General features: G+C 43.6%; 18 protein-coding genes. 2 read left to right on the forward strand and 16 right to left on the reverse strand.

The window, feature by feature from the left end; all coding sequences use genetic code 11:
* The 9 genes from EWE74_RS13310 to EWE74_RS13350 form a co-directional block, all read right to left on the reverse strand.
* The gene (locus EWE74_RS13310; protein WP_130142010.1) at positions 1 to 2511 is read right to left on the reverse strand and encodes a glycoside hydrolase family 31 protein; all 2511 of its coding nucleotides are present in this window, start codon (positions 2509 to 2511) and stop codon (positions 1 to 3) included.
* A 4-nt stretch (positions 2512 to 2515) separates the two neighbouring features.
* On the reverse strand, positions 2516 to 4276 hold the full coding sequence (locus EWE74_RS13315; protein WP_130142011.1) for an endo-dextranase: 1761 nt from the start codon (positions 4274 to 4276) through the stop codon (positions 2516 to 2518).
* A gap of 11 nt (positions 4277 to 4287) precedes the next feature.
* On the reverse strand, positions 4288 to 5751 hold the full coding sequence (locus EWE74_RS13320) for a SusF/SusE family outer membrane protein (protein ID WP_130142012.1): 1464 nt from the start codon (positions 5749 to 5751) through the stop codon (positions 4288 to 4290).
* Positions 5752 to 5761: 10 nt separating this feature from the next.
* Complete coding sequence (locus EWE74_RS13325; protein ID WP_130142013.1) at positions 5762 to 7249, reverse strand: RagB/SusD family nutrient uptake outer membrane protein; 1488 nt, start codon at positions 7247 to 7249, stop codon at positions 5762 to 5764.
* A 19-nt stretch (positions 7250 to 7268) separates the two neighbouring features.
* Positions 7269 to 10271 (reverse strand): SusC/RagA family TonB-linked outer membrane protein, encoded by a 3003-nt coding sequence (locus EWE74_RS13330; RefSeq protein WP_206365228.1) that lies wholly within the window; start codon positions 10269 to 10271, stop codon positions 7269 to 7271.
* A gap of 210 nt (positions 10272 to 10481) precedes the next feature.
* Positions 10482 to 12158, reverse strand: a complete 1677-nt coding sequence (locus tag EWE74_RS13335) for a DUF6377 domain-containing protein (RefSeq protein ID WP_130142014.1) — start codon at positions 12156 to 12158, stop codon at positions 10482 to 10484.
* A 21-nt stretch (positions 12159 to 12179) separates the two neighbouring features.
* On the reverse strand, positions 12180 to 13043 hold the full coding sequence (locus EWE74_RS13340) for a DUF808 domain-containing protein (protein WP_130142015.1): 864 nt from the start codon (positions 13041 to 13043) through the stop codon (positions 12180 to 12182).
* Between the two features lie 48 nt (positions 13044 to 13091).
* Complete coding sequence (gene radA / locus EWE74_RS13345; protein WP_130142016.1) at positions 13092 to 14477, reverse strand: DNA repair protein RadA; 1386 nt, start codon at positions 14475 to 14477, stop codon at positions 13092 to 13094.
* A 26-nt stretch (positions 14478 to 14503) separates the two neighbouring features.
* Positions 14504 to 16216: a serine hydrolase domain-containing protein gene (locus tag EWE74_RS13350; protein WP_130142017.1), complete on the reverse strand. Its 1713-nt coding sequence runs from the start codon at positions 16214 to 16216 to the stop codon at positions 14504 to 14506.
* A gap of 105 nt (positions 16217 to 16321) precedes the next feature.
* Between EWE74_RS13350 and xseA the strand changes: the two genes are divergently transcribed.
* Both xseA and xseB read left to right on the forward strand, forming a co-directional pair.
* Positions 16322 to 17578, forward strand: a complete 1257-nt coding sequence (gene xseA, locus EWE74_RS13355; protein WP_130142018.1) for an exodeoxyribonuclease VII large subunit — start codon at positions 16322 to 16324, stop codon at positions 17576 to 17578.
* 15 nt (positions 17579 to 17593) lie between these two features.
* The gene (gene xseB, locus EWE74_RS13360) at positions 17594 to 17833 is read left to right on the forward strand and encodes an exodeoxyribonuclease VII small subunit (RefSeq protein WP_130142019.1); all 240 of its coding nucleotides are present in this window, start codon (positions 17594 to 17596) and stop codon (positions 17831 to 17833) included.
* Between the two features lie 64 nt (positions 17834 to 17897).
* Here the strand turns inward: xseB and proB are convergent, their stop codons facing one another.
* The 7 genes from proB to fabG all read right to left on the reverse strand — a co-directional run bounded on the left by proB (position 17898) and on the right by fabG (position 23301).
* On the reverse strand, positions 17898 to 18668 hold the full coding sequence (gene proB, locus EWE74_RS13365) for a glutamate 5-kinase (protein WP_130142020.1): 771 nt from the start codon (positions 18666 to 18668) through the stop codon (positions 17898 to 17900).
* Positions 18669 to 18670: 2 nt separating this feature from the next.
* The gene (gene proC / locus EWE74_RS13370; protein WP_130142021.1) at positions 18671 to 19483 is read right to left on the reverse strand and encodes a pyrroline-5-carboxylate reductase; all 813 of its coding nucleotides are present in this window, start codon (positions 19481 to 19483) and stop codon (positions 18671 to 18673) included.
* 295 nt (positions 19484 to 19778) lie between these two features.
* Positions 19779 to 20213: a hypothetical protein gene (locus EWE74_RS13375; RefSeq protein ID WP_206365229.1), complete on the reverse strand. Its 435-nt coding sequence runs from the start codon at positions 20211 to 20213 to the stop codon at positions 19779 to 19781.
* A complete protein-coding gene (locus tag EWE74_RS13380; RefSeq protein ID WP_130142022.1) occupies positions 20204 to 21076 on the reverse strand; it encodes an LpxL/LpxP family acyltransferase in 873 nt (290 codons plus the stop codon). The genes EWE74_RS13375 and EWE74_RS13380 overlap by 10 nt, the downstream gene beginning before the upstream one ends.
* Before the next feature lie 13 nt (positions 21077 to 21089).
* Positions 21090 to 21341 (reverse strand): acyl carrier protein, encoded by a 252-nt coding sequence (locus tag EWE74_RS13385; protein WP_130142023.1) that lies wholly within the window; start codon positions 21339 to 21341, stop codon positions 21090 to 21092.
* On the reverse strand, positions 21334 to 22560 hold the full coding sequence (locus EWE74_RS13390; RefSeq protein WP_130142024.1) for a beta-ketoacyl-[acyl-carrier-protein] synthase family protein: 1227 nt from the start codon (positions 22558 to 22560) through the stop codon (positions 21334 to 21336). Before EWE74_RS13390 ends, EWE74_RS13385 begins: the two co-directional genes overlap by 8 nt.
* Before the next feature lie 9 nt (positions 22561 to 22569).
* Positions 22570 to 23301 (reverse strand): 3-oxoacyl-ACP reductase FabG, encoded by a 732-nt coding sequence (gene fabG / locus EWE74_RS13395; protein ID WP_130142025.1) that lies wholly within the window; start codon positions 23299 to 23301, stop codon positions 22570 to 22572.
* Position 23302 lies beyond the last annotated feature (1 nt).

Below are 23302 nucleotides of genomic sequence, written 5' to 3' on the forward strand. Positions count from 1 at the left end.
TTATATTCCATTTATCTGTATTGTTACTTTCTTTCTATTGTCTGGGAAACGCACCATGCATTCGCCCGTTTCTTCATTCCAAGACCAAGCGGTTTCCGGACTGTTTCCGCCCAGTGTTTCCACCGTAAACAAATCCGGGTTATCGGAAATAGCCTTACCATCTACTTTTACCGCTACCGGAGTTTGCTCTATATGGAAGCGCAAGACGATATTCCGACCTTTTGCCGGCGTATATCCTTTATCCTGCGGCGTAACTTCCATCGTATATCCTATATCTGTTGTGGTGCAGATAAAACCGGTTTGCGAAGAAACATTGTTTTGATAATCCAAACTCTCCCCATCATCTTCATACACGGTAAAAGAAGCCTGTTCTCCCTCATAATTTGGAAAAATGTGCACATGCAGTGGATAATCTTCTCTTTCGTGGATGTATTGCATCACCGGCATCATCGGTACGATAGATCCCTTTTTCACAAACATCGGGATAACGTTTAGCGGTGCCCGGTAAGCAATTGTTTCACCGCCGAAATATACGGTCTTCTTATCGTTGAAATCGATCCATTCACCTTCGGGAAGATACAACCGTTTTACGCGCTCCCCTTTTTTCAGCACCGGCGCTACGAGCAATTCCTGTCCGAATATAAACTGATCTTCCACCTTAACCACCTGCTCGTCGTCCGGATACTCCATAAACAATCCGCGCAGAATCGGAAGACCGGTATCATAAGCCTGTCGGCCGTAGGTATACAAATATGGGAAAAGCTGATACTTCAGTTCGATGGCGGCTTTTGCATTTTTTTCGGCGACTTCACCAAAGAGCCAAGGTTCTACCGCATTGTCGCCTTCGTGATGTGCGCGGCTCAGCGGATTAAAGATTCCGAATTGCATCCAGCGGGTATACAGTTCTGCCATAGCCGGATAATCTGTAATATCTCCACAATAGCCCGAAATATCGGTCGTCCAGAACGGTATTCCCCCAAGTCCGGCAGAGATGCCCACCGCAACCTGATTGGCAAACTGCCCCCAACCCTGCAAGACATCCGCGCCGTTTCCACTATCGCCCGACCAGCCAAATGTATAACGCTGCAATCCGGCATAAGCTGCCCTGGTCATCTGAAACACCCGCTTGTTGGGATTATGCTTCTCAAACTGCTCTTTCACCACCTTATCCCAAGTGAGGCCGTATACATTGTGAATCTCATCGTGCATACCGATATGGTGCTGCATATAAAGACGGTCGGCATCCTCTTCGTTACTCCATGCCGGTTCACCCATATCCGTCCAAAAACCATGCGCACCGTCGGCTAATGGCTTTTGCTGCTGCTCGCCCCACCAGTCGGCTACCTCCGGTATTGTAAAGTCTACGACACCGCAATTACCGCCCCATGGCCAGGGCATATCATACGATTTGCCTGTACGGCTATCCTTAACAAGGAATCCCTTGGCATCGGCTTCCTGCCACTGCTTCTTGTTCGCCTGCGAAATAACAGGATCCTGCGACAGGATCATTTTAAAACCATTTTGCTTCAGCTCCGCCAACATGGCTTTGGGGTTTTCATAATTTCCTTTCCGCCATTCAAAATCCTGTAGCCATTGTGTCCAACCAATGTCCTGGTATATAATATCGATGGGTATCTGCCGCTTTCTAAATTCTGTAGCGATTTCTAGCGCCTGATCTTCCCGGGTATACAGCCCACGGCTCTGTGCAAAGCCAAAAGCCCACTTTGGCGGCATAATCGGCTTACCCGTTAGCGCAATATATTGGCTCTGAATATCCTTATAATCTTTACCATAGATAAAATAGTAAATAAAAGCACCGTCAGGGGCTTCAAAAGAATAGAACTCATCCGACTCGCTACCGAATTTAAACTCCGTTTTGTAGGTATTATCCAGAAAAACCCCATAATTATAACTGCTCATAAAGAAAGGGATACTCTTATAGAGCGGATCCTCCTGAGCACTATAGCAAGGCCGGTCGCTATTCCACATTTTGTAGGCACGCCCGCGTCTGTTGAGCGGCCCGGTTTTCTCGCCAAGACCGAAAATGTTCTCATCGTTCCGCAGAACCTTATGCGCCACTATACGCGTACCGTCGGCCTCATGTCCACGATCCTGATAATCGCTGAAAATCAATTTTTGCCATTTGTCATAGATGAGCAATTGCATATCTTTTTTATGCAGCCTCACCCGTAACTTGGAGGTATAAATCTCATAACTCGACGGTTCGTCATTCACCGAGATGTCCCCCACGTCTTCCAGCTCTTCATTTATCACCGCAAAGGAAGGGTTGCTTCGTTTTAGTTCACCCATTGGATCAAACCAGATCCGTACCATCGAACTGCTGTTGAATTTCAATTGCAGCTTTGCGCCGGCATCTCCATGAAAAGTAACTACATTCCCATCTATTGTATAACTTGAACAAGCTTGCGGACCTGTTCCTTGCTGTGCCGCTGATCCAAAAGCCGATAGAAACACCGTACACCCTATTACTATATATCTTATTAACTTCATATTCTTAATATTCTATAACCAACATATCCCAATATTGAAGGCTTGGCAAGCTAACCGTCAACGTATTCCCTTGCTGTTCTACAGGCAACTCAATAGGTGCCCCGGCAGCGATATCCGGCGACGCCATCCATACCTTACGCACCGTTTTGCTTACCGGAATCCGCAAGGACACATCGGTCACGGTATTCGGTTCGCGTTGCGTACCATTGCTGTCCCGCCATTCCATGGTACTGGTATTGTTGAAGTTGACAAGATGAACAACATCGCGGTTACTGAACCGACGCCCGTAACTCGTTATATTTCCTTGGACAGCAGTTCCATTCACTACCGCAACATCGTCGTTTTGTGCTTCGACAGCAGGTTCAAAAGCCTCTCCACCATCACGCAGCAGGTTCTGATAGCCCACCATAAAATCGTAGTAAGTGATCAGCTTATCTTTAGTTGTTCCCCGCAACTGTAAGTTATTATTAGGAAAATACTCGTTCGTGAGATAATGTTCACCGATTTCCAGATGTGCTCCGCCATTGGCAAAGATAACCGCATTGGTGAGCAGGATTCCTGGCTCATTGACAAATCCGGGTTGATTGGAACGTCCGTAGTTCATATACGCTGCCAACACACTGTTTTTTTCATAACCGCTATACCGATAGTTATCGTGGATAATGCCCACGAGATCATTGAATGAATTGAACGGATCCCAAACTTCGGTGTACAGGAAGTCTACATCCGATGTTGCAATCGGACTCTCCTGCCCATATTGTGCGACGGAGTTCATCACATGGTATTTATCCGGAAATGTAGCAACAGTGGATTCGATAAACGGGCCGTACGCTTGAGCCAGATCCACCTCCTGACCATCATAGTCATAAACGGTTCCTCGATTGCCCAATTGGTCAATATGAAAGCCATCAAAATCAAATACATCGTATACTTCCTGATGACGTTTATGGAGGTAATTCTGCCATTCCGTATTCGCAGGGTTCGTCAGATAAATACTACTGCGAAACGGGGCATCGAGTGGGTGTACATCTTTTTCATTCCGGTCAGCATCTTTAAACAGATACCACTCTTCCCGCACACCGTCACCCGCGGCATTCGATAACGCACCGAACAACAGGTTATAAAACATCGCTTTCATCCCCTTGTCATGTGCTGCCTGGATATAACCCGCTACGGTAGCTTTGTAGTTGATCCGCCCGATCAAGTCCGGCCAGCTTTCGGCCGGGTTTTCCGGTGTTCCGGCAAGGGGTTTCTGATGATAGTATTTCCAGTCGTAGAATTGTACGCCATTGATATGAAAACGGCTTAGGTTCTCGATATTCCGTTGAATTATCTCTGGCGATAAGCGCCCGTAACTGGAAACAAAACCATATCTCGGAAATTTCGTCCATTCCGATGATACATCAATTGCCATGCTGTATAAAGCTTTTTTCTGTGGATCACTGCTTTTATACACATATATCAAATACCCCTTAAAGTCATCCGATGGTGCTGTCCAAGTCCAAGAAGAGCCTGTTAGCTTCTCTTCTTTTAATACCTCTCCGAGATGCGTATAGCACACCGTTAATTCCTGTGGATCGATTTTGCTATCCAAGGAGAGTTTTACCTGATCGCCGGGACTATATACTGCCCGATCTTTATGCAGAGCTGCCTTAAAGTAGGTTTCGCCATACGTAACTGGATCTGCATTGACATCATAATAATCTTTGCAACTTCCCCATAACAGGGTAGTACAAATCAGTAAAGACCAAGGTATTTTCTTCATTTTCTTTCTTCCTATTGTTTTTCAATGATTATGGTATGTTTTAACTGATCCAGGGTAATCGTATATGTTCCCGCAGACGCGATCTTCCACTTATTATCCGGATTAGAGCCGGGATTACTGAACAGTATATGTTCCACATCACCGGTAGGCTCTATCCCATTGGCCAGAGCCAGGAACCAAGCTCCATTCCAGTCTGCCTGCTTATCACAGCTAAATTTTAACTCCCCGGTTTTTAGCGCACCCGTCCATGTAAATTGGTAAGCGGTACTCCCTTTTGCCATGGCTGTTGCATTTTCCACATCCCATCCGTTTGGTGTTGCATCCCCAACCAGATACATAGTAGCATAAGGTTTGAAGGGTACAATATCGATTTTATTTTCACGCAGATCCAACCTGATTTTGTACGTGCCATCCGGTATTTTCCATTTATAGTCCGCTGCGTTCTCACTTTCCGACCAGCTCGCCACCGGTAAATCCGTACCCACTCCCTGTCCGTTGGTTTCCGGACGCAGGAATACGATGCTCTGATCAAAATCCGGCCGAGTGGCGATCTTGAATTCATCCGATCCGGCATCTGAGCTCAGTGCAGCGTGGTAGTAAAAGATAAACGGATCATTGGCATCCTGCACCATCGGCGCAAACTGCCATCCCGTAAAGCCTCCGACAAACCACAGTTCGCTATAGGGAGGCCCTTCTGCTTCTACGATGTCTATCGTCCGGGCAATCAGGTTAACCCTAATCTGATATGTTCCTGCTTCCGTGATATGGAACGGCTCATCATACGGATCGTCTTCTGACTCCCTAAAATACAGGGTATTGTTGTTTTCGCCGCGGTTGTAGGAAGGCGTAAACTGGCCTTCTGTCGTGATAAATTTAAACTCGCCCGGAACTAAATTGCCTTGCCACATAAAGCCTCCCGGTGTACCCTGCACGGCATTCATGGGTGTTGGGTCATCTGCACTCCATCCATTCGGTGTGGCACTGCCGATCAGGAATAACGTGGAGCTAACAGGTTTATAGGTCTGCACGGTTATCACTATAGCGTCAGATACCTGCGGAGCTATACCTGCCGCCTGCACATGCGCCGTTACACGGACCTCTAACTCCACCGAGCTCCCGGGTTCCACGTCAAAATCATTCAGCAATAAGCTGTTGAGGACGGCCGTCCGATAGGCCAGCATCGTATTTCCCTGGTCGTGGGTACTACTGACCGCTTCGTCAAAATTTGTCCCCCTTACCGCCAGCTCAAAAGTATATTTTATCGCAGCATTGGATCCAAAATTCGATCCCGGAGTCCACTGAAAGGTAATTGCATCGCTTTCCGGTGCGGCCACGTCCAAAACGATTTCCGATTCATCTACGGACAAGGCCAACGGCCCATCGGGATAATCTATACCGCCAAAATCTTCTTTACAAGAGCTCAATAACATGGGGATTACCAAACATAAGCTCAGGATATGATATATCTTCTTCATCGTAAACATATTAATAACCGGGATTCTGTCTCAATTTCGGGTTGGCATCCCGTTCTACTTGTGGAATAGGAAGCAATAGGTGCTTTCTGGCTGCGTTCAGCTTACCGATACTGTGCAGAAAGTCCAACGCATACTGTCCGTTATCCCACCGGATCATATCAAACCAACGGTGTCCTTCAAAAGCCAGCTCGATACGCCGCTCTTGACGGATTTTTTCGCGCATGTCACTTTGTGACAAATTTTCCAGCTCCTGCTTATTGGTCAAACCCGCACGTTCGCGAACACTATATAACGGCTCTACGGCTTCTCCGGTACGACCAAGCTCGTTCAGTGCTTCCGCTTTCATGAGCAATACATCGGCATAACGTAACACCACGATATTTGCCGCATTTGTGTTGTAATCCGGTGATACGGACAACGACACCAAAAATTTCCGGACGTTATATCCTGTAGAAGACATATTGGATTTGTACTGCTTGCCGTCAAACAAAGGCCCCCCTTCATAGAGTACGGTCTTATCTTTGCGCAAATCACCTTCTTCATATTGGCTGACAAATTCGTCCGTCGGTTGGTTCCAGCCGTAACCGCCACCTACCCAACCAGAATTACGTGGCCCCATATAGGTACTCAGCCAATTTGCCTGGTTTTCATCATCCCAAAAACCCGCATTTGTAAGCCCATAGTATTGTACTTCAAAGAGAGATTCCGGTGTGTTCTTATTCCTTTTCTCTCCACCGAAACAATCGCTATAATCAGGATTGAGTACATAGCCGTAATCAGCTACGAGATTACACATCTCGACTGCCTGCTCATATTGTTTCAGCGTTAGGTATACCTTCGCCAATATCCCTGCGGCCGCTCCTTTTGTTGCACGCCCTTTATCTTCGTCTCCATATTCTTCCCGTCGGGGCAACAGATTGATGGCATCATTCAAATCGGGTATAATGACTTCATTATAAATGCGGTTTTTGTCTATCCGTTCCTGGTTCAAATCATCATTTGGTTTCGGGGGGACCAAACTCAACGGCACATCGCCAAAAAGTTGTATCAACAGGAAATAATAATGCGCCCGTAGGAACTTTGCCTCACCGATAATCCGGTTTTTAAGGTTCTCGTCAATATCCATATCAGGCACATTCTCCAACACCGTGTTGCAATATAATATTCCGGGGTTCGGCCCCCGCCAGAGGTCAACTGCTGCAAAATTGTCTGGGCCGGTAGAAAAGTTGGCCAACTGTATTGTTTCGATACCATCATCGCCACCGCCAGCACCCACGACACTGTTTCCCGCCATGATATCCAATGACCAGATCCGCATGTTGTATAATTTAGGGCGTTGCAAAGGCTGATAGGCGGCATTTACCATCGCCACGGCTGAAGCAGCATCTTTTACCGATTCGGCACTCGGATCTTCAAAAGGTTCTTTATCCAAGAAACCCGAGCAGGCACTGAATAGTAAAGGAAAAATTAAAAAAGCCGTATAAAATATCTTGTTCATAATCGTTATGCTGAATGTTTTAGAATCTAAAATCTACACCTAAACTCAGGTTTCGGGTAATCGGATAATTACTATTGTCTACACCACCGATTACTTCCGGATCAAAACCCGAGTAATTCGTCCAGGTCAGCAAATTCTGACCCGACAGATAAAAACGTAGACTGCTGATTTTTGCGCGCTCCGATAGGACATTCGGTAACGTATAACCGATTGTCACATTTTTTAGGCGCAAATATTTTCCTTCTTCGATAAAACGATCCGAATTACGGGTGTTTCGGTTAGGGTCACTGTAGATTGCACGAGGCATTTCATTGCTCGTTCCTTCACCCGTCCAACGCTCTTGTACTTTCGTCGTCTGGTTACGAATCGTATACATACCTTCCAAGGTGACCCGGTTAGCATTATATATCTGATTGCCTGCTACGCCTTGTAAAAACAGTTCCATATCAACGTTTTTATAAGACAACCTGTTTCCCATGGCAAAACTCCAGCTTGGCGTTGGATTCCCCAGATAGGTTCGGTCGTAATCATTAACCACACCATCTTTACTTAAATCTAAAAACTTGATGTCTCCGGGTGCCGTACTATTCGCCGGGTCTGCACCCTGATATTGATGTGCGTAGCTGTTCACCTCATCCCAATTTTGGAAAAGACCGTTGGTACGCCAGCCATAAAATCCCGATACAGGCTGTCCAACGGTATGGGACTGGTATCCGAAATAGATCGGCACATCACCATGCAGGTTGACAATCTTATTTCTGTTGTACGAAATATTAAAATCAGAATGCCATTTGAAATCGCCACGTAAGTTATCACTTCCGATGGTCAATTCCCATCCTTTATTTTCTACCTCACCCGCATTGATCATTGGCGTATAGATATCGGAATATCCCGTGGTGATCGGTACAACCATACTGACCAACATATCGGAGGTTTTCTTGATATAGGTATCAAATGTGACATTGATCCTGTTTTCAAAAAATGCGGCATCGACCCCGACATTCGTCTGTTTGATCGTTTCCCAGCGAATATTTGGGTTTGGCATGACCAATGGATACAATGTAGAGACCGGCGTGTCATTAAACACGTATCTGGATGTATTGAGGCGTGCGGATGCCGCATAGATATCCAAAACGGCCTGATTACCGGTGACACCATATCCGGCGCGTACTTTTACATCTCCGAAAATATGGTTCTTGTTAAAGAAATCTTCTTCGGAGATCCGCCAAGCAGCCGCAAAGGAAGGAAATGTTCCCCAACGATTGTCTGGTGCAATACGGGAGGTTCCGTCATGACGTACCGTGGCCGTCAGTAAATACTTATTGTCGAAGGTATAATTGGCACGACCGAAAAAAGAAAGAAGTGCCCACTCATTCCGACTACCGCCAACCGTCGGGTCAAGCAAGCCGTTGTTGAGCTGGTTATTGTTATCGGATAGAAACTCTTTAATACTGCCCGTCATGTAGTTATACTCATTGTTCTGGGCACTGGAACCGACCATAATGTTAACATCGTGAATCCCATCGAAGGTATTGGTATACGTCAACGTATTATCCCACAGATACGTCAGGCTCTTGTTGGAACTCTCGCTCCGGAATGAATTCGGCACGGGAATGGGTTTCCAATCATATTTGGGAGCAAAGTTCACATTGTCCCATGCTTTATAGTCCAGGCCAACGATGGTTTTGAATGTAAAATGGTCTAAAAACTTTGCCTCAGCATACAAGTTGCCCAACAGATTATATCCATTGGTGGTATTTTGATCCAATAAGGCGGTACCGATGGGGTTCCTCAAATCCCCATAGAAAATCGCTTCATTTCCCGGTCCGGAGAAGCTACCGTCTTCATTGTATATGGGTTGCGTGGGCAATGAGGCCAATGTATTCAAAACGCTGTAAGAACCATTCTTTTTAATATCATGGCTCAAGCTCAGGTTATTCCCCATTTTCAGCCAAGAGGTCTGTTGGGCCTCATTATTAAACTGAAAGGTATAACGCTTGTAGGATGTATTCAATACAATACCATCTTGGCTCAAGATACCCCCTGAAACGTAATAGGTATTTTTCTCTCCTCCCCCCGAATAAGATAGGGAATAGTTAGACAGGCGGTCCCTACGCAATAGCGCGTCAGTCCAGTCAGTACCCTCTCCCAAAAGCGTAGGATCGGCAAAGTCAGGCCGTTGCCGTTCATTATTATTAGCCATCATTTCATTGTGCAACGAGGCAAACTGTGCGGCATTCAACATTTTAGGAAGACTGGTTGCCTCCTGCGTTGCAAAATTGGCACTGGCAGCGAAGGTTCCCTTATCTTTATGTCCCTTTTTGGTAGTAATCAGCACCACACCATTTGCACCACGCGAACCGTAAATAGCCGTTGCTGACGCATCTTTGAGGATATCAATGGTTTCTACATCATTGGGATTCAAGGCGTTCAATGCAAGATCGGTCGGCACACCGTCAATAACTAATAGGGGAGCACTGTTATTGATCGACCCCAATCCACGTATCTGAATAGATACATTGCTTCCCGGCGCTCCACTATTCACAATCTGTACACCGGATGCGCGTCCTTGCAATGCTTCTCCGATATTGGCGACAGGTCGATCTTTCATGGCCTCCGAACCGACCGAAGCCATTGACCCCGTTAGATCACGTTTTCGCACGGTACCATACCCCACCACGACAATCTCCTCCAGCTCTTCCTGGCTTTCCAGCAGGGTGATCTGATAAACAGATAAAGCATCTACAGGTTGCTCAATCAATGAATAGCCAATCGAGGTAACGTGCAGTACATCCCCCGTTTCTGCCTGTAGCGAAAATTGTCCGTCCGCATCGGTACGCGTTGCTGCATTTTTCCCCAAAACAGCTACCGAAGCCCCTGCAACCGGGTTGCCTGCACGATCTGATACGGTACCGGAGATGCTTCGCTGCTGCGCATACGCATCGACATGCAATAGCACACTCCACATAGCCAGTAGGACATACATCACTGCAGTACGTCTGTGACACAAAAAGATTTTCATAAATAACGCTTTACTTTAATGAATAACACAATTTATAATTGACCGCCAGCCTCTATCAGGTTTACTCTTGGAAGTCTTATACAAAGCTAGGAGAGAATTAGGTCTAAAAAAGGGCGTCAAGATAAAATATAGACCTAAAAATAAACCAACTTTCTGACAAACAGATAATTATACAAAAAACAGGATGTGAAAAATATAGAAAGTATAATGCTAAATCTTGCTAATTCTTCCTATTTTCATGACCATATCGTCAAATTTTTCTCTAGGGACACGTGCTTTATTTCTTATCCGCGTGCGATAACTATAAATCGTGTTGGTGGAATAATGGAGAAATCCTGCAATTTTTGAACTATCTGTAATACCCAGTCGGATTAAAGCAAATATGCGGAGTTCTGTATTTAAAAGTTCATTGTTTTTCAGCACAAAGCGTTCCTCTTCCATCAATAGCACATTAAAGTCTTCGACAAAATTCGGATAGATATGAAGAAAAATATGGTCAAACGTAGAAAACAGCTCTTTTACTTCCCGTTCAATCATATCTCTTGATTTTAAACGCTTCAGGAGCTCATCCATTTTACCGCCCATGACCATCTTTTTCAGCACGGTCTGAAAGTGCTCCAGTTTATCGATATACGTCGAACATAGATCCAAGAATTGACCGATATAGGCTTCTTTAATGTGGTTAGCCTCTGCTAAGTCTTTATTAATAGAGGATACTTCGAGATTCGTCTTATGCAGGGCATCGTTGGTTGTATTCAACCGGGCATTCAGTTCCTGCAAACGTTGATTCGCCTCAAACAGCTCTTCCCGTACCCTATTTATCCTTTTCATCTGTCGGTAAACATAAATAATCGCTAAAGCCAGAAAAATAGAAAGTACTGACACCAACAACAAAAAGCCGGTCAACATATCCTTTTTCTGCGCTTCATTTTCTTGATATGCAGAATCGATGATGGGAAAAATCTGCGAGGCTTCATAGGCCCGGAAACGAGCATTGCAAAAGATAGCATCCTCCATGGAGGATTGTATACATTTATAGGCTTCTTCAATATGTTCCGTTTCGTAGAGTAAAGAAGCCAACGCTTGCATGGCGGCATTTTCCTTAATGGCGTTCTTGATATCGTATATAGCAGACTGTATCAAATACCGACGCTGTAGGGGAATATTCCCTTCCTGCCTAAAGACCGTTGCCAGCGCATAACAAAGGATAGCGCGCTCGTGGTTCTCTTCGTCGGATTGACTCAAAAGTCGCATTAATATCGTTTTGGCTTTCTCCAACTGCTGATGATCCAGTAGTTTCTCCGCATAAACAATCTGGTATTGTGTACTTTCAGGATCTAATTCATGGAGCAACGAATCACGATAAAGATCACTCTGAGCTTCGTATTTATCATCGTAGTGATTGGCAGAAGAATAAAACTTATATAATCTCTTACGTGCATCATAGTATTTCACACGTAAGGGCGAGGGAAGTCGCTCACTCGATATATCTTGTAAAATATTATAAGAGTCGATATACATACCGGCCGTGAAATGTAAGGCTGCCAGATCAAGATTGCTCTCTGTTATCCATTCGGCATGGCCGTACCGCCGGGCGAGTTGCAAACTATATTCTGCGTATACAATGGCCGAATCCAATTTGTAGGGTGTATATTCCTGATAAAGCTGTTTGGCAATCAAATATCGGGTGCTATCGTGGTCGGCAAGTTGGCTGAATGCTTGTACCAGACCTCGGATTTTCATCTCTTTCACTTCCATAAATTCCTGCTTTCTATCAATCAACCGGATCAAGTCGATTAAGGTAGCATCATCTTTCCTTACCTCCTGACACAAGGCTATAGATGATGGTATCGTAATCAGAAAAAGAAGTAACAGTCGTCTATACATAGAATAGCCAATATAGGATAGTTACAGGAATAGGTGATATATCTTCTTAACCCCAGTAAAAATTGCGACTACTAATACTCCTGCAATTAATCCGACTACAAATTCCTTAATAATAGCAGGCAACGATGGAAAAAGATGGTGGATATAGTCAATATTATGTACAAAGATACCACCTGAGACTAATATCAGTGCCACCGTACCGATAACCGATAACGATTTGATCACGATAGGCAATGATTTCACGAGCAGACGTCCTAAAACCGACAAAAATCCTTTCTCGTTACTATATTTAATTAGACGATAACCGGTATCATCCATACGGACAATAAGCGCTACAATACCATACACCCCTACCGTTGCCAAAAGAGCAACAACGGAAACCGTTAGAATCTGTATGGTAAGGCTTCGATCCAGCACCGTCCCCAGTGCAATAATGACAATCTCAACGGAAAGGATAAAATCGGTTGTTATCGCCGATCTAATTTTCGCTTTCTCGACTTCACTGCTTTCTTCTTCTTTTTTCTCCACAATGGGCGTATCACCCTTCGGGCGATGAAAGAAATATTCGATAATTTTTTCCGCTCCTTCATAGGCAAGATAAAAACCACCCAAAATTAAAGCAATCTTTATAGCAATCGGAAAAAAAGTGTTTAACAATAATGCAATTGGAACAATAATAAGTTTATTGATAAATGAACCCTTTGTTATAGCCCATAGAACAGGTATTTCCCGAGAGGATAAAAAACCTGTTGCCTTTTCGGCATTAACCGCTAAATCGTCACCCAAAATACCTGCGGTTTTGCGAGTAGCAACTTTAGCCGTCACGGCTACATCGTCCATTAATGCTGCGATATCGTCCAAAATCGCAAAAATACCTGATGCCATATGTAATTTTTAATCTAGATAAAAATAGAAATAAATCTTTACATGTCCCTATCCAAACAACGCGCTGAACAAATCCTCTAACCTAGCCAGTGGACGAATAGCAATGTCGTATTTTTTAGCATCCAGCCCCTTCGTATTATATTTCGAGATAAAAATTCCTTCGAATCCCAATTTTTCTGCTTCCATAATGCGCTGTTCGATACGGTTTACAGCACGGATTTCACCAGATAATCCTACTTCTCCCGCAAATGTTACCTGCGATGGCAATGGAATGTCTTGTTGAGAGGATATTAACGCCGCAATAACAGCTAGGTCAATAGCAGGATCTTCAACGCGTAATCCACCGGCAATATTCAAGAAGACATCCTGCGCGCTAAGCCGGAAACCAAAGCGTTTTTCCAAAACGGCAAGCAGCATGCTTAACCGTTTTGTATCAAATCCCGTTGAGGTTCGCTGTGGGGTACCAAAAGCAGAGTTACTCACCAAAGCCTGCACTTCAATCATGAGCGGACGCATACCCTCCAACATGGCAGCAATAGCGACTCCACTGACAGGTTCGTCACGCTGGGAGATCATAATCTCCGAAGGATTGGAAACTTCCCGAAGTCCTGATCCCTGCATTTCATATATCCCTAACTCGGAGGATGAACCAAAGCGATTCTTTACGGCTCGCAGGATACGATACACATGATTCCGATCCCCTTCAAATTGTAATACCGTATCGACCATGTGCTCCAATACTTTTGGACCTGCAATAGAACCCTCCTTAGTAATATGCCCTACAATAAATACAGGTGTACTGGTCTCTTTAGCAAAACGCAAGAGTTCAGCTGTACATTCCCGCACCTGAGATACCGAGCCCGGAGCTGACTCTATCTGGGAAGAGTGCAGCGTCTGAATCGAGTCGATAACCACCATATCGGGTTGCACCGTTTCTATCTGCTTAAAAATCTGCTGTGTGGATGTCTCGGTCAGGATATAGCAATTTGCAGTTGCGCTCTGCGCAAGTCGTTCTGCCCGCATTTTAATCTGCTGTTCGCTCTCCTCACCCGAGATATAAAGTGTTTTGACTTTGGGTATGCCCAGCGCCAATTGCAGCATCAGCGTTGATTTACCAATTCCAGGCTCACCACCGATCAGGACAAGAGATCCCGGTACAATACCTCCTCCTAACACCCGATTAAATTCCTTATCAGGTGTTGTCAGACGTTGTTCATCCTGATAAACAATTTCGTTGATGATCGCCGCTTTGTTTGTTCGTCGTGAGGATGTCGGCGTCGTGGTACTTCGCCACTCGGGCACCTTAGAACCTGTCTTTTCTACCACTTCTTCGACAAAAGTGTTCCATTGCTTGCAAGAAGGACATTGCCCCAACCACTTGGGAGATTCATAGCCGCATTGCTGACAGAAATATGTTGTTTTTGCTTTCGCCATTAAGCGAAGTTAAGTATTATTTTGCATTACAAACTTTCGTAAATAGCATCTTGTATTCGACTACGTATATTTAAATCCAACAACTTTGTGGATACTTGCGGATGAACCCGATTGGACAAGAAAATGTAAATAAGTTGATTTTGGGGATCGATCCATATACACGTGCCGGTATAACCTGTATGCCCAAACACGGATTCATTTGCCAGTCGAGAAGGATATTCTTTTTTCTTATCCGGGTCAGCTCGATCAAAACCTAGCCCACGCCGGCTGGTCAACGATTGTCTGGATGTAAATAAATCGACTGTCTCCGGCCTGAAATACCGGATACCTCCGTACTCACCTCTATTTAACAGTAATTGACCGTAAATAGCCAGATCATTTGCTGTAGCAAAAAGCCCCGCATGACCCGCTATGCCCCCGGCCATCGCCGCTCCTTCATCATGCACATAACCTTGTAATAACTCTTTTCGGAAAACCGTATCGTTCTGTGTTGGTACAATTTGTTTTTTTGCAAAGCGCTGACGCGGATTATAGCCCGCTGTTTTCATACCAATGGGCTGATACAGCAGTTCCTGTACATATTCTTCCATTGGCTTGGACGTCATGCGTTCCGCAATTTCTTTCATGACGTACATACTAATATCGCTATATACATAATTGCCGATAGGTTTTACGGGTGACATCAGCATTTGAGGCCACATTACATCCCTATAATAGTTGTTCCGGAGATAGGCTTTGTCTGCCACGCGCACTTGATGAGCTGTATCTGGTTTATACACCAAATCACCTGGTTTCAGGTTTCGATAAAAAGGGATAAAAGGGGTAAACCCTGCTTCATGTAACAATACGCTACGAAGTGTGATATCCTTTTTATTCGTCTCTTGTGCCTGCCCTAAATAACACCCCATACTGCTATCCAAATGAATAATATCCCTTTCTTGCAAATGCATGATTACAGGAGTTGTACCTGCAATCTTACTGACGGATGCGAGATCGAATATATCGGAGGTCGTCGTTTTTGCATTAGTACCATAAGTATGCGTGCCATACGCTTTATCAAAAATAACCTGTCCATCTTTCACGGCCATAACAACCATACCTGGAGCCGCGTGTTCCCGAATAGCTTCCGCAGCAATGACATCAATCTTTTTTGTCATGCCCTCCATATCCAATCCGCAGGAATTTTCCGTCGCATACTGCAAGCGAGTCTGTTCCGTTTTATTTTGTCCCTGTGTGATAGCTAGCCCCCCAAAAATCGACATGGCAGCATACTGCTGAGCTTCCTTATTAAATTCGGGATAAATCAATTCCGAAAATCGACCTTGTAAACGCGCCGGCGACCAACTGGAAGTTGTAGCCTTATTTTCAAATCGTACGACAATAACTTGTTTATTATGTACTATTGATTGTTGAACCATCAACAACAAATCGTTTCGGAGATCTTCCTTTGTGCCAACAATAATAATAGTATTGTGATATTTTGTATGCTCTTCATAACCGTTAAAATTAAAACTTTCCACATCAGCATAACGCTTTATCATATTTACAAAATGAGCGTATTTATTAGGAAAAGGCGTAATTACCGCCATGCGGTGCCTGTCCAAACGCTTTAAAGGCACCAATCCGCCAGCATTTTGGACCATAGTAGTTTTATTGACCACAGTTTGTTTGTATTGCGCAAAGCTGTTGGTGGTATATAATAGTAGTAATAAACAAAAATAAGTTATCGTACTTTTCATTCTATTCATCATTTTAAATTGTAAATGTATTAAAATATCCGTAGCGACGATTTTTTTGGTTCTTTTTTAAAGTAAAAAAGAACATAAAAATTCTATATTTGATTTATGCCCGAAGTTATAGACAATAAGACTATTTTTTCTCTTTTGGAAGTATCCCGCAGTATTCAGAAAACTATTGCGGAACGATACAGAAGTCTATATTGGATTAAAGCGGAGATGAACAAACTTAACCATTATACCCACTCGGGACATTGTTATCCAGAACTGGTCGAGAAAAAAGAGGGGAAGGTGGTAGCAGAGATGCGCTCGATACTGTGGAAAACCGACTACCAACGAATTAATGAGCAGTTCCGCAAGCTGTTAAATGAGCCCTTGAGAGACGGCATTACCATTTTATTCCAAGCAGGTATTTCTTACGACCCGTTGTATGGCTTTAGCCTTAAAATCGTCGATATAGATCCCACGTTTGTGTTGGGTGAGTTGGAAAGGGAGAAACGAGAAAGTATACAAAAGCTTCAGGCAGAAGGTATATTCCGGGCTAATAAAACCTTGCCTTTTCCCCTCCTGCCCAAGCGTCTCGCAATCGTCTCTGTGGAAACGAGTAAAGGGCTATCCGATTTTTTTAAAATTATTCAACGGAATCCCTGGAAATATAAATTCGAGTATACCTTGTTTCCCGCACTATTGCAAGGAGACAAATCTATTCCCTCTATTATTCGACAATTAGCCAATATTGCCGAGAAAACCGATGAGTTTGACGCGGTGGCGATCATTCGTGGCGGTGGCGGAGAGGTGGGGCTTTCCTCTTACAATAACTATCAATTGGCTAAAGCGATTGCAATTTTTCCGATACCTGTTATCACAGGCATCGGACATTCCACCAATGAAACTGTCAGCGAGATGGTTGCATACCAGAATGCGATTACCCCTAGTGAGCTGGCCGACTTCTTAATACAGAAATTTCATCAATTTGCTATTCCGGTGGATGAAGCTCAAAATCGTATCATACAAGCCTCAAAAAGTTTATTTGAAAAAGAAGACCGCCTATTAGCTCAATATAGCCAGTCCATATCGTGGAATAGCAAAGCTATATTAGCTACTGAAGACCATAAACTAACAACATTAACCAATCACTTACAACTCTTCTGTAGGCAATTGTTGAAAGACCGAAAAGCAGATCTTAACAGTATACAAAGATTACTACAATTGGCAGATCCAAAGCAGTTGCTTAAAAAAGGATTTAGCATTACTAAAATTAACGGTCATGCTGTTACGAAGGGGATTTCGGTAAAGGTGGGCGATGAAATCGAAACTATCCTGTATGACGGAACAGTGTATAGTAAAGTGATGAAAAAACTTTAAACAGATAAACCAACAATGGAAAATACATACACCTATAACGATGCATTTGAAGAGCTTCAACGGATTGTATCGGAAATCGAATCTGGACAAACTGATGTCGACGAGCTGACAGAAAAGATACGTCGAGCATCTCAACTCATCGCCATTTGCAAAGCCAAGCTCACCTCATCAGAAGAGGAAGTAGAAAAGCTGTTAGCAAAACTGGTCGAATCCGCAGCCGATGACGAAGTCCTGAGTAGCGGAGAAGAGGAGTAATTTGATCTAAAACATAGCTCCATACAACATGTTGCATGGAGCTATACTCTTAATATCCACAGAATTAAACCGTCACTTTCGTTCCAACATCTTTCCCTTCGACAATATCTAATATAACACGATCTCTTTTGCCATTGGCGATATACGTAGGAATTCCTTTAGCTGCTGTATTCTTGGCAACTTTAAGCTTCGACTCCATGCCCCCACGACCGGAGGTTTCACCTTTATTTGTCTTTGCGACGTACTGCTCTACTTGTTGATCAACCTTAATTTCGCTGATCAACGTAGAACCTTCATCGGCAGGATGTCCCGTATAAAAACCATCGATATCGGTTAATATAATGAGCATATCGGCCTGGATTAACTCAGCTATTAAGCTCGCCAACTCATCATTGTCCGAAAACATGGAATGCGATACAGAAACAGCGTCGTCTTCATTGGCGACCGGAATGACACCTTCCGATATCAATCCCTCGTAGCAATTGATCATGTTTGTACGGTGCTCTCCCGGATTAAAATCCCGTTTGGTCGCCAAAACCTGTGCGCAGCGCATACCGTAATTCTGGAAAAGCGTATAATAATGCCTCATCAGGCGTGGCTGCCCTATAGCGGAATATACCTGTCTCCGTTGTGATTTATCTTCTATCACACTATCGCCCAACAACTCCCGCCCAGCATTTACAGATCCTGACGAGACCAATACAGGCATGATACCGTCTTCGTACAATTGCGCTATTTGGTCAACTAGTTTATTTAAAGCCGATAGCATAATCCGATTATCCCGATTTGCCATTACGCTTGTACCAACTTTAATAACAATTCTTTTTTTATACATGTTTATTTATTGCTTTCCTTTCCCAGCTGCACCGCCCTGTCAAACGCGGCATAAGCTGCATCTTTAATCAATTCTTTGACATTATTTTCTTCCATAGAATCTAATGCGGCACGCGTAGTTCCTCCTTTAGAGGCCACCCTATCCATCCAATCGGTCGGATTAAGGTCGGAGCTATTAAAGAGTTCCACAGCCCCTTGAAAAGTCTGTGCGACCATTAAGCGCGCATCCTTCTCTCTGAAACCCATTTTTACAGCGGCTTCCATCATCGATTCCATAAAATAGAATACATAAGCGGGACCTGAACCGGATATGCCGGTAGATTTATCGATTTCCATTTCATTCGCAAGCTTGATGGAGCGGCCCGTCGTGTCGATTAATTTTTCTACCGTGAGTAGTTCCAACCGAGAAACCTCTTTGGAGCCTATAAACGACGTAAACCCGTGACCAACCTGTGCCGCAAGGTTTGGCATCGCACGTACCACCTTCTTAATATCCATCGCTTCTTGCATAGTCTTTATCGTGACGCCTGCCATAATGGATACAAAAATCTGATCTGGTTTTTTGTGCGCTTTGATCGCTTCAAAAACTTCATCGCTGTGATAAGGTTTCACGGCAATAAATACAATGTCCGCTTTAGGCAAACAATCTTCCAATTTTTCGTAGACATCGAACGTATTCTCTGCTCGTAATTCAGCAATTTTTTCTGCCGAGTTGTCTAAAATCATTAAATCTTTCTCTTTCAACAAGTCTGATTGGGCCATCCCATGAGCATACGTTAGCCCCATGTTTCCGGCGCCAATTACTAGAATTTTCATCGTAAAATTTTTTTTTTTAAAATGATCAAGCTTTGCATAAACCAACCTTTCCTTAAAGGCAGCATATACAAGTTTCATCGGATTAAATTTTTGTTGTAATAACATTAGTTCACACATAACCCCACAAGGAACGTGCTGAAAATTAATACAATGCAAAATAAACTAGGAGATCTTAAAAAAATACGCGACACAACCCGCTGTCAAGTAGGCATTTATCCTACACATTAACTTTTTTCATATTTTTTCAAATGGGGTAAGTGTCACTCCTGCCAGAATGACTACAAAAGCCGACATGCTATTTTGCAATCACCGTCTTCATGCGAGCGCGTGCGATGATCCTGTCTTTCAGTTTTGTTTCGATTTCAACCAATGTAACGCCCATAAATTCTTGTAGAATTGTGATGGCAGAAAAAACGGTTTCTCCTATTACAGGTAGATCCTGAATTTCTACATGCTGCATAGAACCAATATAACCCATCGGTGCATCTTCCCCCTTCAAGAAATAACTATACCCGGTATGCAATGCAACGGATTGTGCCATATGTTCAAGTAAACCACTTTCTGCCAACATTGCTCCATTAACAAATATATTTCCTTCACGAACGACAAAAGTCGACACCAGCTCCTTATCGTCATAGCTTTCTAAACTAGACACCATAACAATCGGTGCTCGTTGTGGGATGAGTGATAATAGTTTTTCGCCCGAAATAGGTAAAGAGATCATTTCCAAAAATCAAAAAAGTTAAACCACTGTAGCGGATACTTCCGCAATATACTTTCCACACTGCTTGTGTAAGCTGCCAGAAAAGATTGTGGATCACGCCGTTTTACATCGATAGCCTTACGTGCATAAAGATGATAGTGAAGTCCGGATTCGCGCATGACATATACAAAAATAACAGGAGCAGATAAGCGAGATGCAATACGAAAAGGCCCTGCCGGAAAATGGGCTTCTTCACCAAGCAGAGAAGCAGTGAGCGTTTTAGCACCATCAAAATACCGATCGCCGGTGAAGCAAATTAATTGGTTACTGGACAAGGCTTCGTTAATAGCAAAGACATGAGACATATCTTCTTGAATATGGATGAACTTAACACTCGGTTTTTCAGAAATACGTTCGATATATTCCTTAATGATTGTGCGTTCTTGATCTGCTGTCACTAGGTTAATCTGAAGATCTAAATCAATATCAGCGAAAAATTTATCGGCAATTTCAAAGTTTCCCACATGTGCCGAAATGAGAACACCACCGTTTTTATTTGCCAAAACTTCCTTTAACGTATCTATTCCATCAAATTCATAGGTAAACCTGTCGCGTAGACCAGAAGAGATAGCCACCTTATCGATGATGGTTTGTCCAAATACAAAGTAGGTTTGATAAACTTTCCAAAATGCTTTCCAAGCCCCATAACCCTGCCTATGACGCAAATAATAATAAATCGCTCGGAAACTTTTGGGAGAGAAAAGAAAATAATAGAATGCTACAAAAACAAGCAAGGAGTAGGCGGCTCGAACCCCTAATTTTCTTATTAAAAAGACAAATATCTTATAGCCAAGGAGTGTCCCTTTTGATTTTCCGTCCCATTGGCTCATATTACCCTCCGATTTAACTCCTTATCGTCATTTTTTGTTCTACGACGTTATAGAAATCCTGGAACGTAACTACTTCATCAAAATCCGCCTCAACGAGTTTAACTCCAAAATTAGATTCGATAATAACAACCAAATCTACATAGTCTAAACTATCCAGATCAAGAGATTCTTTTAAAGACGCTTCCGGACTGATAATCTCCTCATCTACTTCAAACTCTTCCACCAAGATTTCATTTATCTTTTGATATATACTCGCTTTATCCATCGTTAAATTTCTTGACCACCAACGCGGAATTGGTTCCACCAAATCCGAAAGAATTAGACAAATATATATCAAATTCTTGTTTTATGGTGTGGGAAACAAAATTTAATTCGCTGATATCATCATCCGGTTCTTCCAAATTAATATTTGGGGCGATGAACCCATGCTGCATCATCAAGGTAGAATATACTATCTCCGACGCACCCGCCATCCAACACTCATGTCCTGTCATGGATTTTGTAGAACTAACATAGGGTCTATTCCCAAATACTTCTAAAATAGCCTTTGCTTCATTTGCATCACCAATTGGGGTTGATGTGGCATGTGCGTTGATATAGGCAATATCTCCAGCCCGTATATTGGCCTGCTCGAGTGCTCGTCGCATCGCTTTCGCAGGCCCTTCGATGTTAGGGGTTGATATATGGCCTCCATTGGAAGAAAAACCATAACCTATTATTTCTGCGATGACAGGTGCGCCCCTATTTACAGCCGATTCATAACTCTCCAATATGACTGTTGCTGCTCCGCCACTAGGCACCAATCCAGTACGTCTTTTGTCAAAAGGTCTTGATGCTTGTTGTGGGTGGCTAATATCAGTCGCAAAGACACCTAAACCATCAAAACTAGCCATAGCATAAGGGTTGATTTCCTGTGCTCCTCCACAAATAATCATATCCTGCAATCCTTGCTGGATAAACATATAACCTAGGCCGATAGCGTGCGAACCACTAGCACAGGCAGCACTAATCGTCATATTAATTCCCGACAATCCGAAAATTGTGGCCAAATTCATCGTGACGGTAGAATTCATCGATTTAAAGATTGCTCCAGAACCAATGAGCTGAGTGTCTTTCTTTTCTCGCACGATATCTGTGGCCTCGATAACCGCCTTGGAAACACTGTCGTTTCCAAACAGAATGCCTACCTCTCGCTTACCAAGATCTTCTTCTCGCAAATTCGCCTGATCTAACGCCTCCATTGTTGCCATATAAGCATACTCTGACTCCTCCCCCATACTGATACGTTGGCGCCTGCTGAGCACTCTCTTTAAATCGGGTGCAGGCACCACGCCCGTCAACGGAGATTGAAACCCAAAGGTTAATCGGGCTTCATCAATCACAATACCGGATTTACCTTCAAAAAGTGATTGCCTGACCTCTTCCAAATTCTTACCGATACAAGAATAGATACCCATTCCCGTAATGACTACACGTTTCCTCATCTTACAACCCTAAGCATAAATTCCACCATTTATATTGATAATTTCTCCAGTGATATAACTGGCTTTCTTGGAGGCCAGAAAACAAACCAGATCAGCGACCTCTTCTGCTTCACCGAATCGGTTTGCGGGAATAATTTTTCTCAATTCTTTTTCATCCATTTCTGCTGTCATGTCTGAACGGATAAAACCGGGAGCAACAGCATTGACAGTGATGTTTCTCTTTCCAATTTCTTGTGCCAATGCTTTTGTAGCACCCACAAGGCCAGCCTTCGCCGCCGAATAGTTAACTTGTCCTGCGGTTCCCTTAACGCCCGATACCGAAACGATATTAATAATTCGACCGTATCGTTGACGTAATAATTTCTGGATAAAAAAATGTGTCACGTTATAAAAGCCCTGCAACGAAACGTCTAGCACAGAAGACCAATCTTCCGGAGACATCCACATGAACAGACCATCTCTCGCAATACCTGCATTATTGACAATGACCTCCACGATCGCTTCAGGATGATGATCACTCCATCGTTGTAATGCTTGCTTTACATCGGTTAAGTCTCCAACATTAAACTTAATAATCTCACCTGTTGCACCCTCATCTTTCAATGCGGCTAATGTTTCTTTAGCGGCTTCTTCATTCCCCTGATAATTAATCAACACATGGTATCCCAATTCGACCGCTAACTTTTTACAGATTGCCCGTCCGATACCCCTTGACCCACCTGTTACTACTGCACACTTCATA

The sequence above is a fragment of the Sphingobacterium corticibacterium genome, assembly GCF_004208525.1.
Lineage (GTDB): Bacteria > Bacteroidota > Bacteroidia > Sphingobacteriales > Sphingobacteriaceae > Sphingobacterium > Sphingobacterium corticibacterium.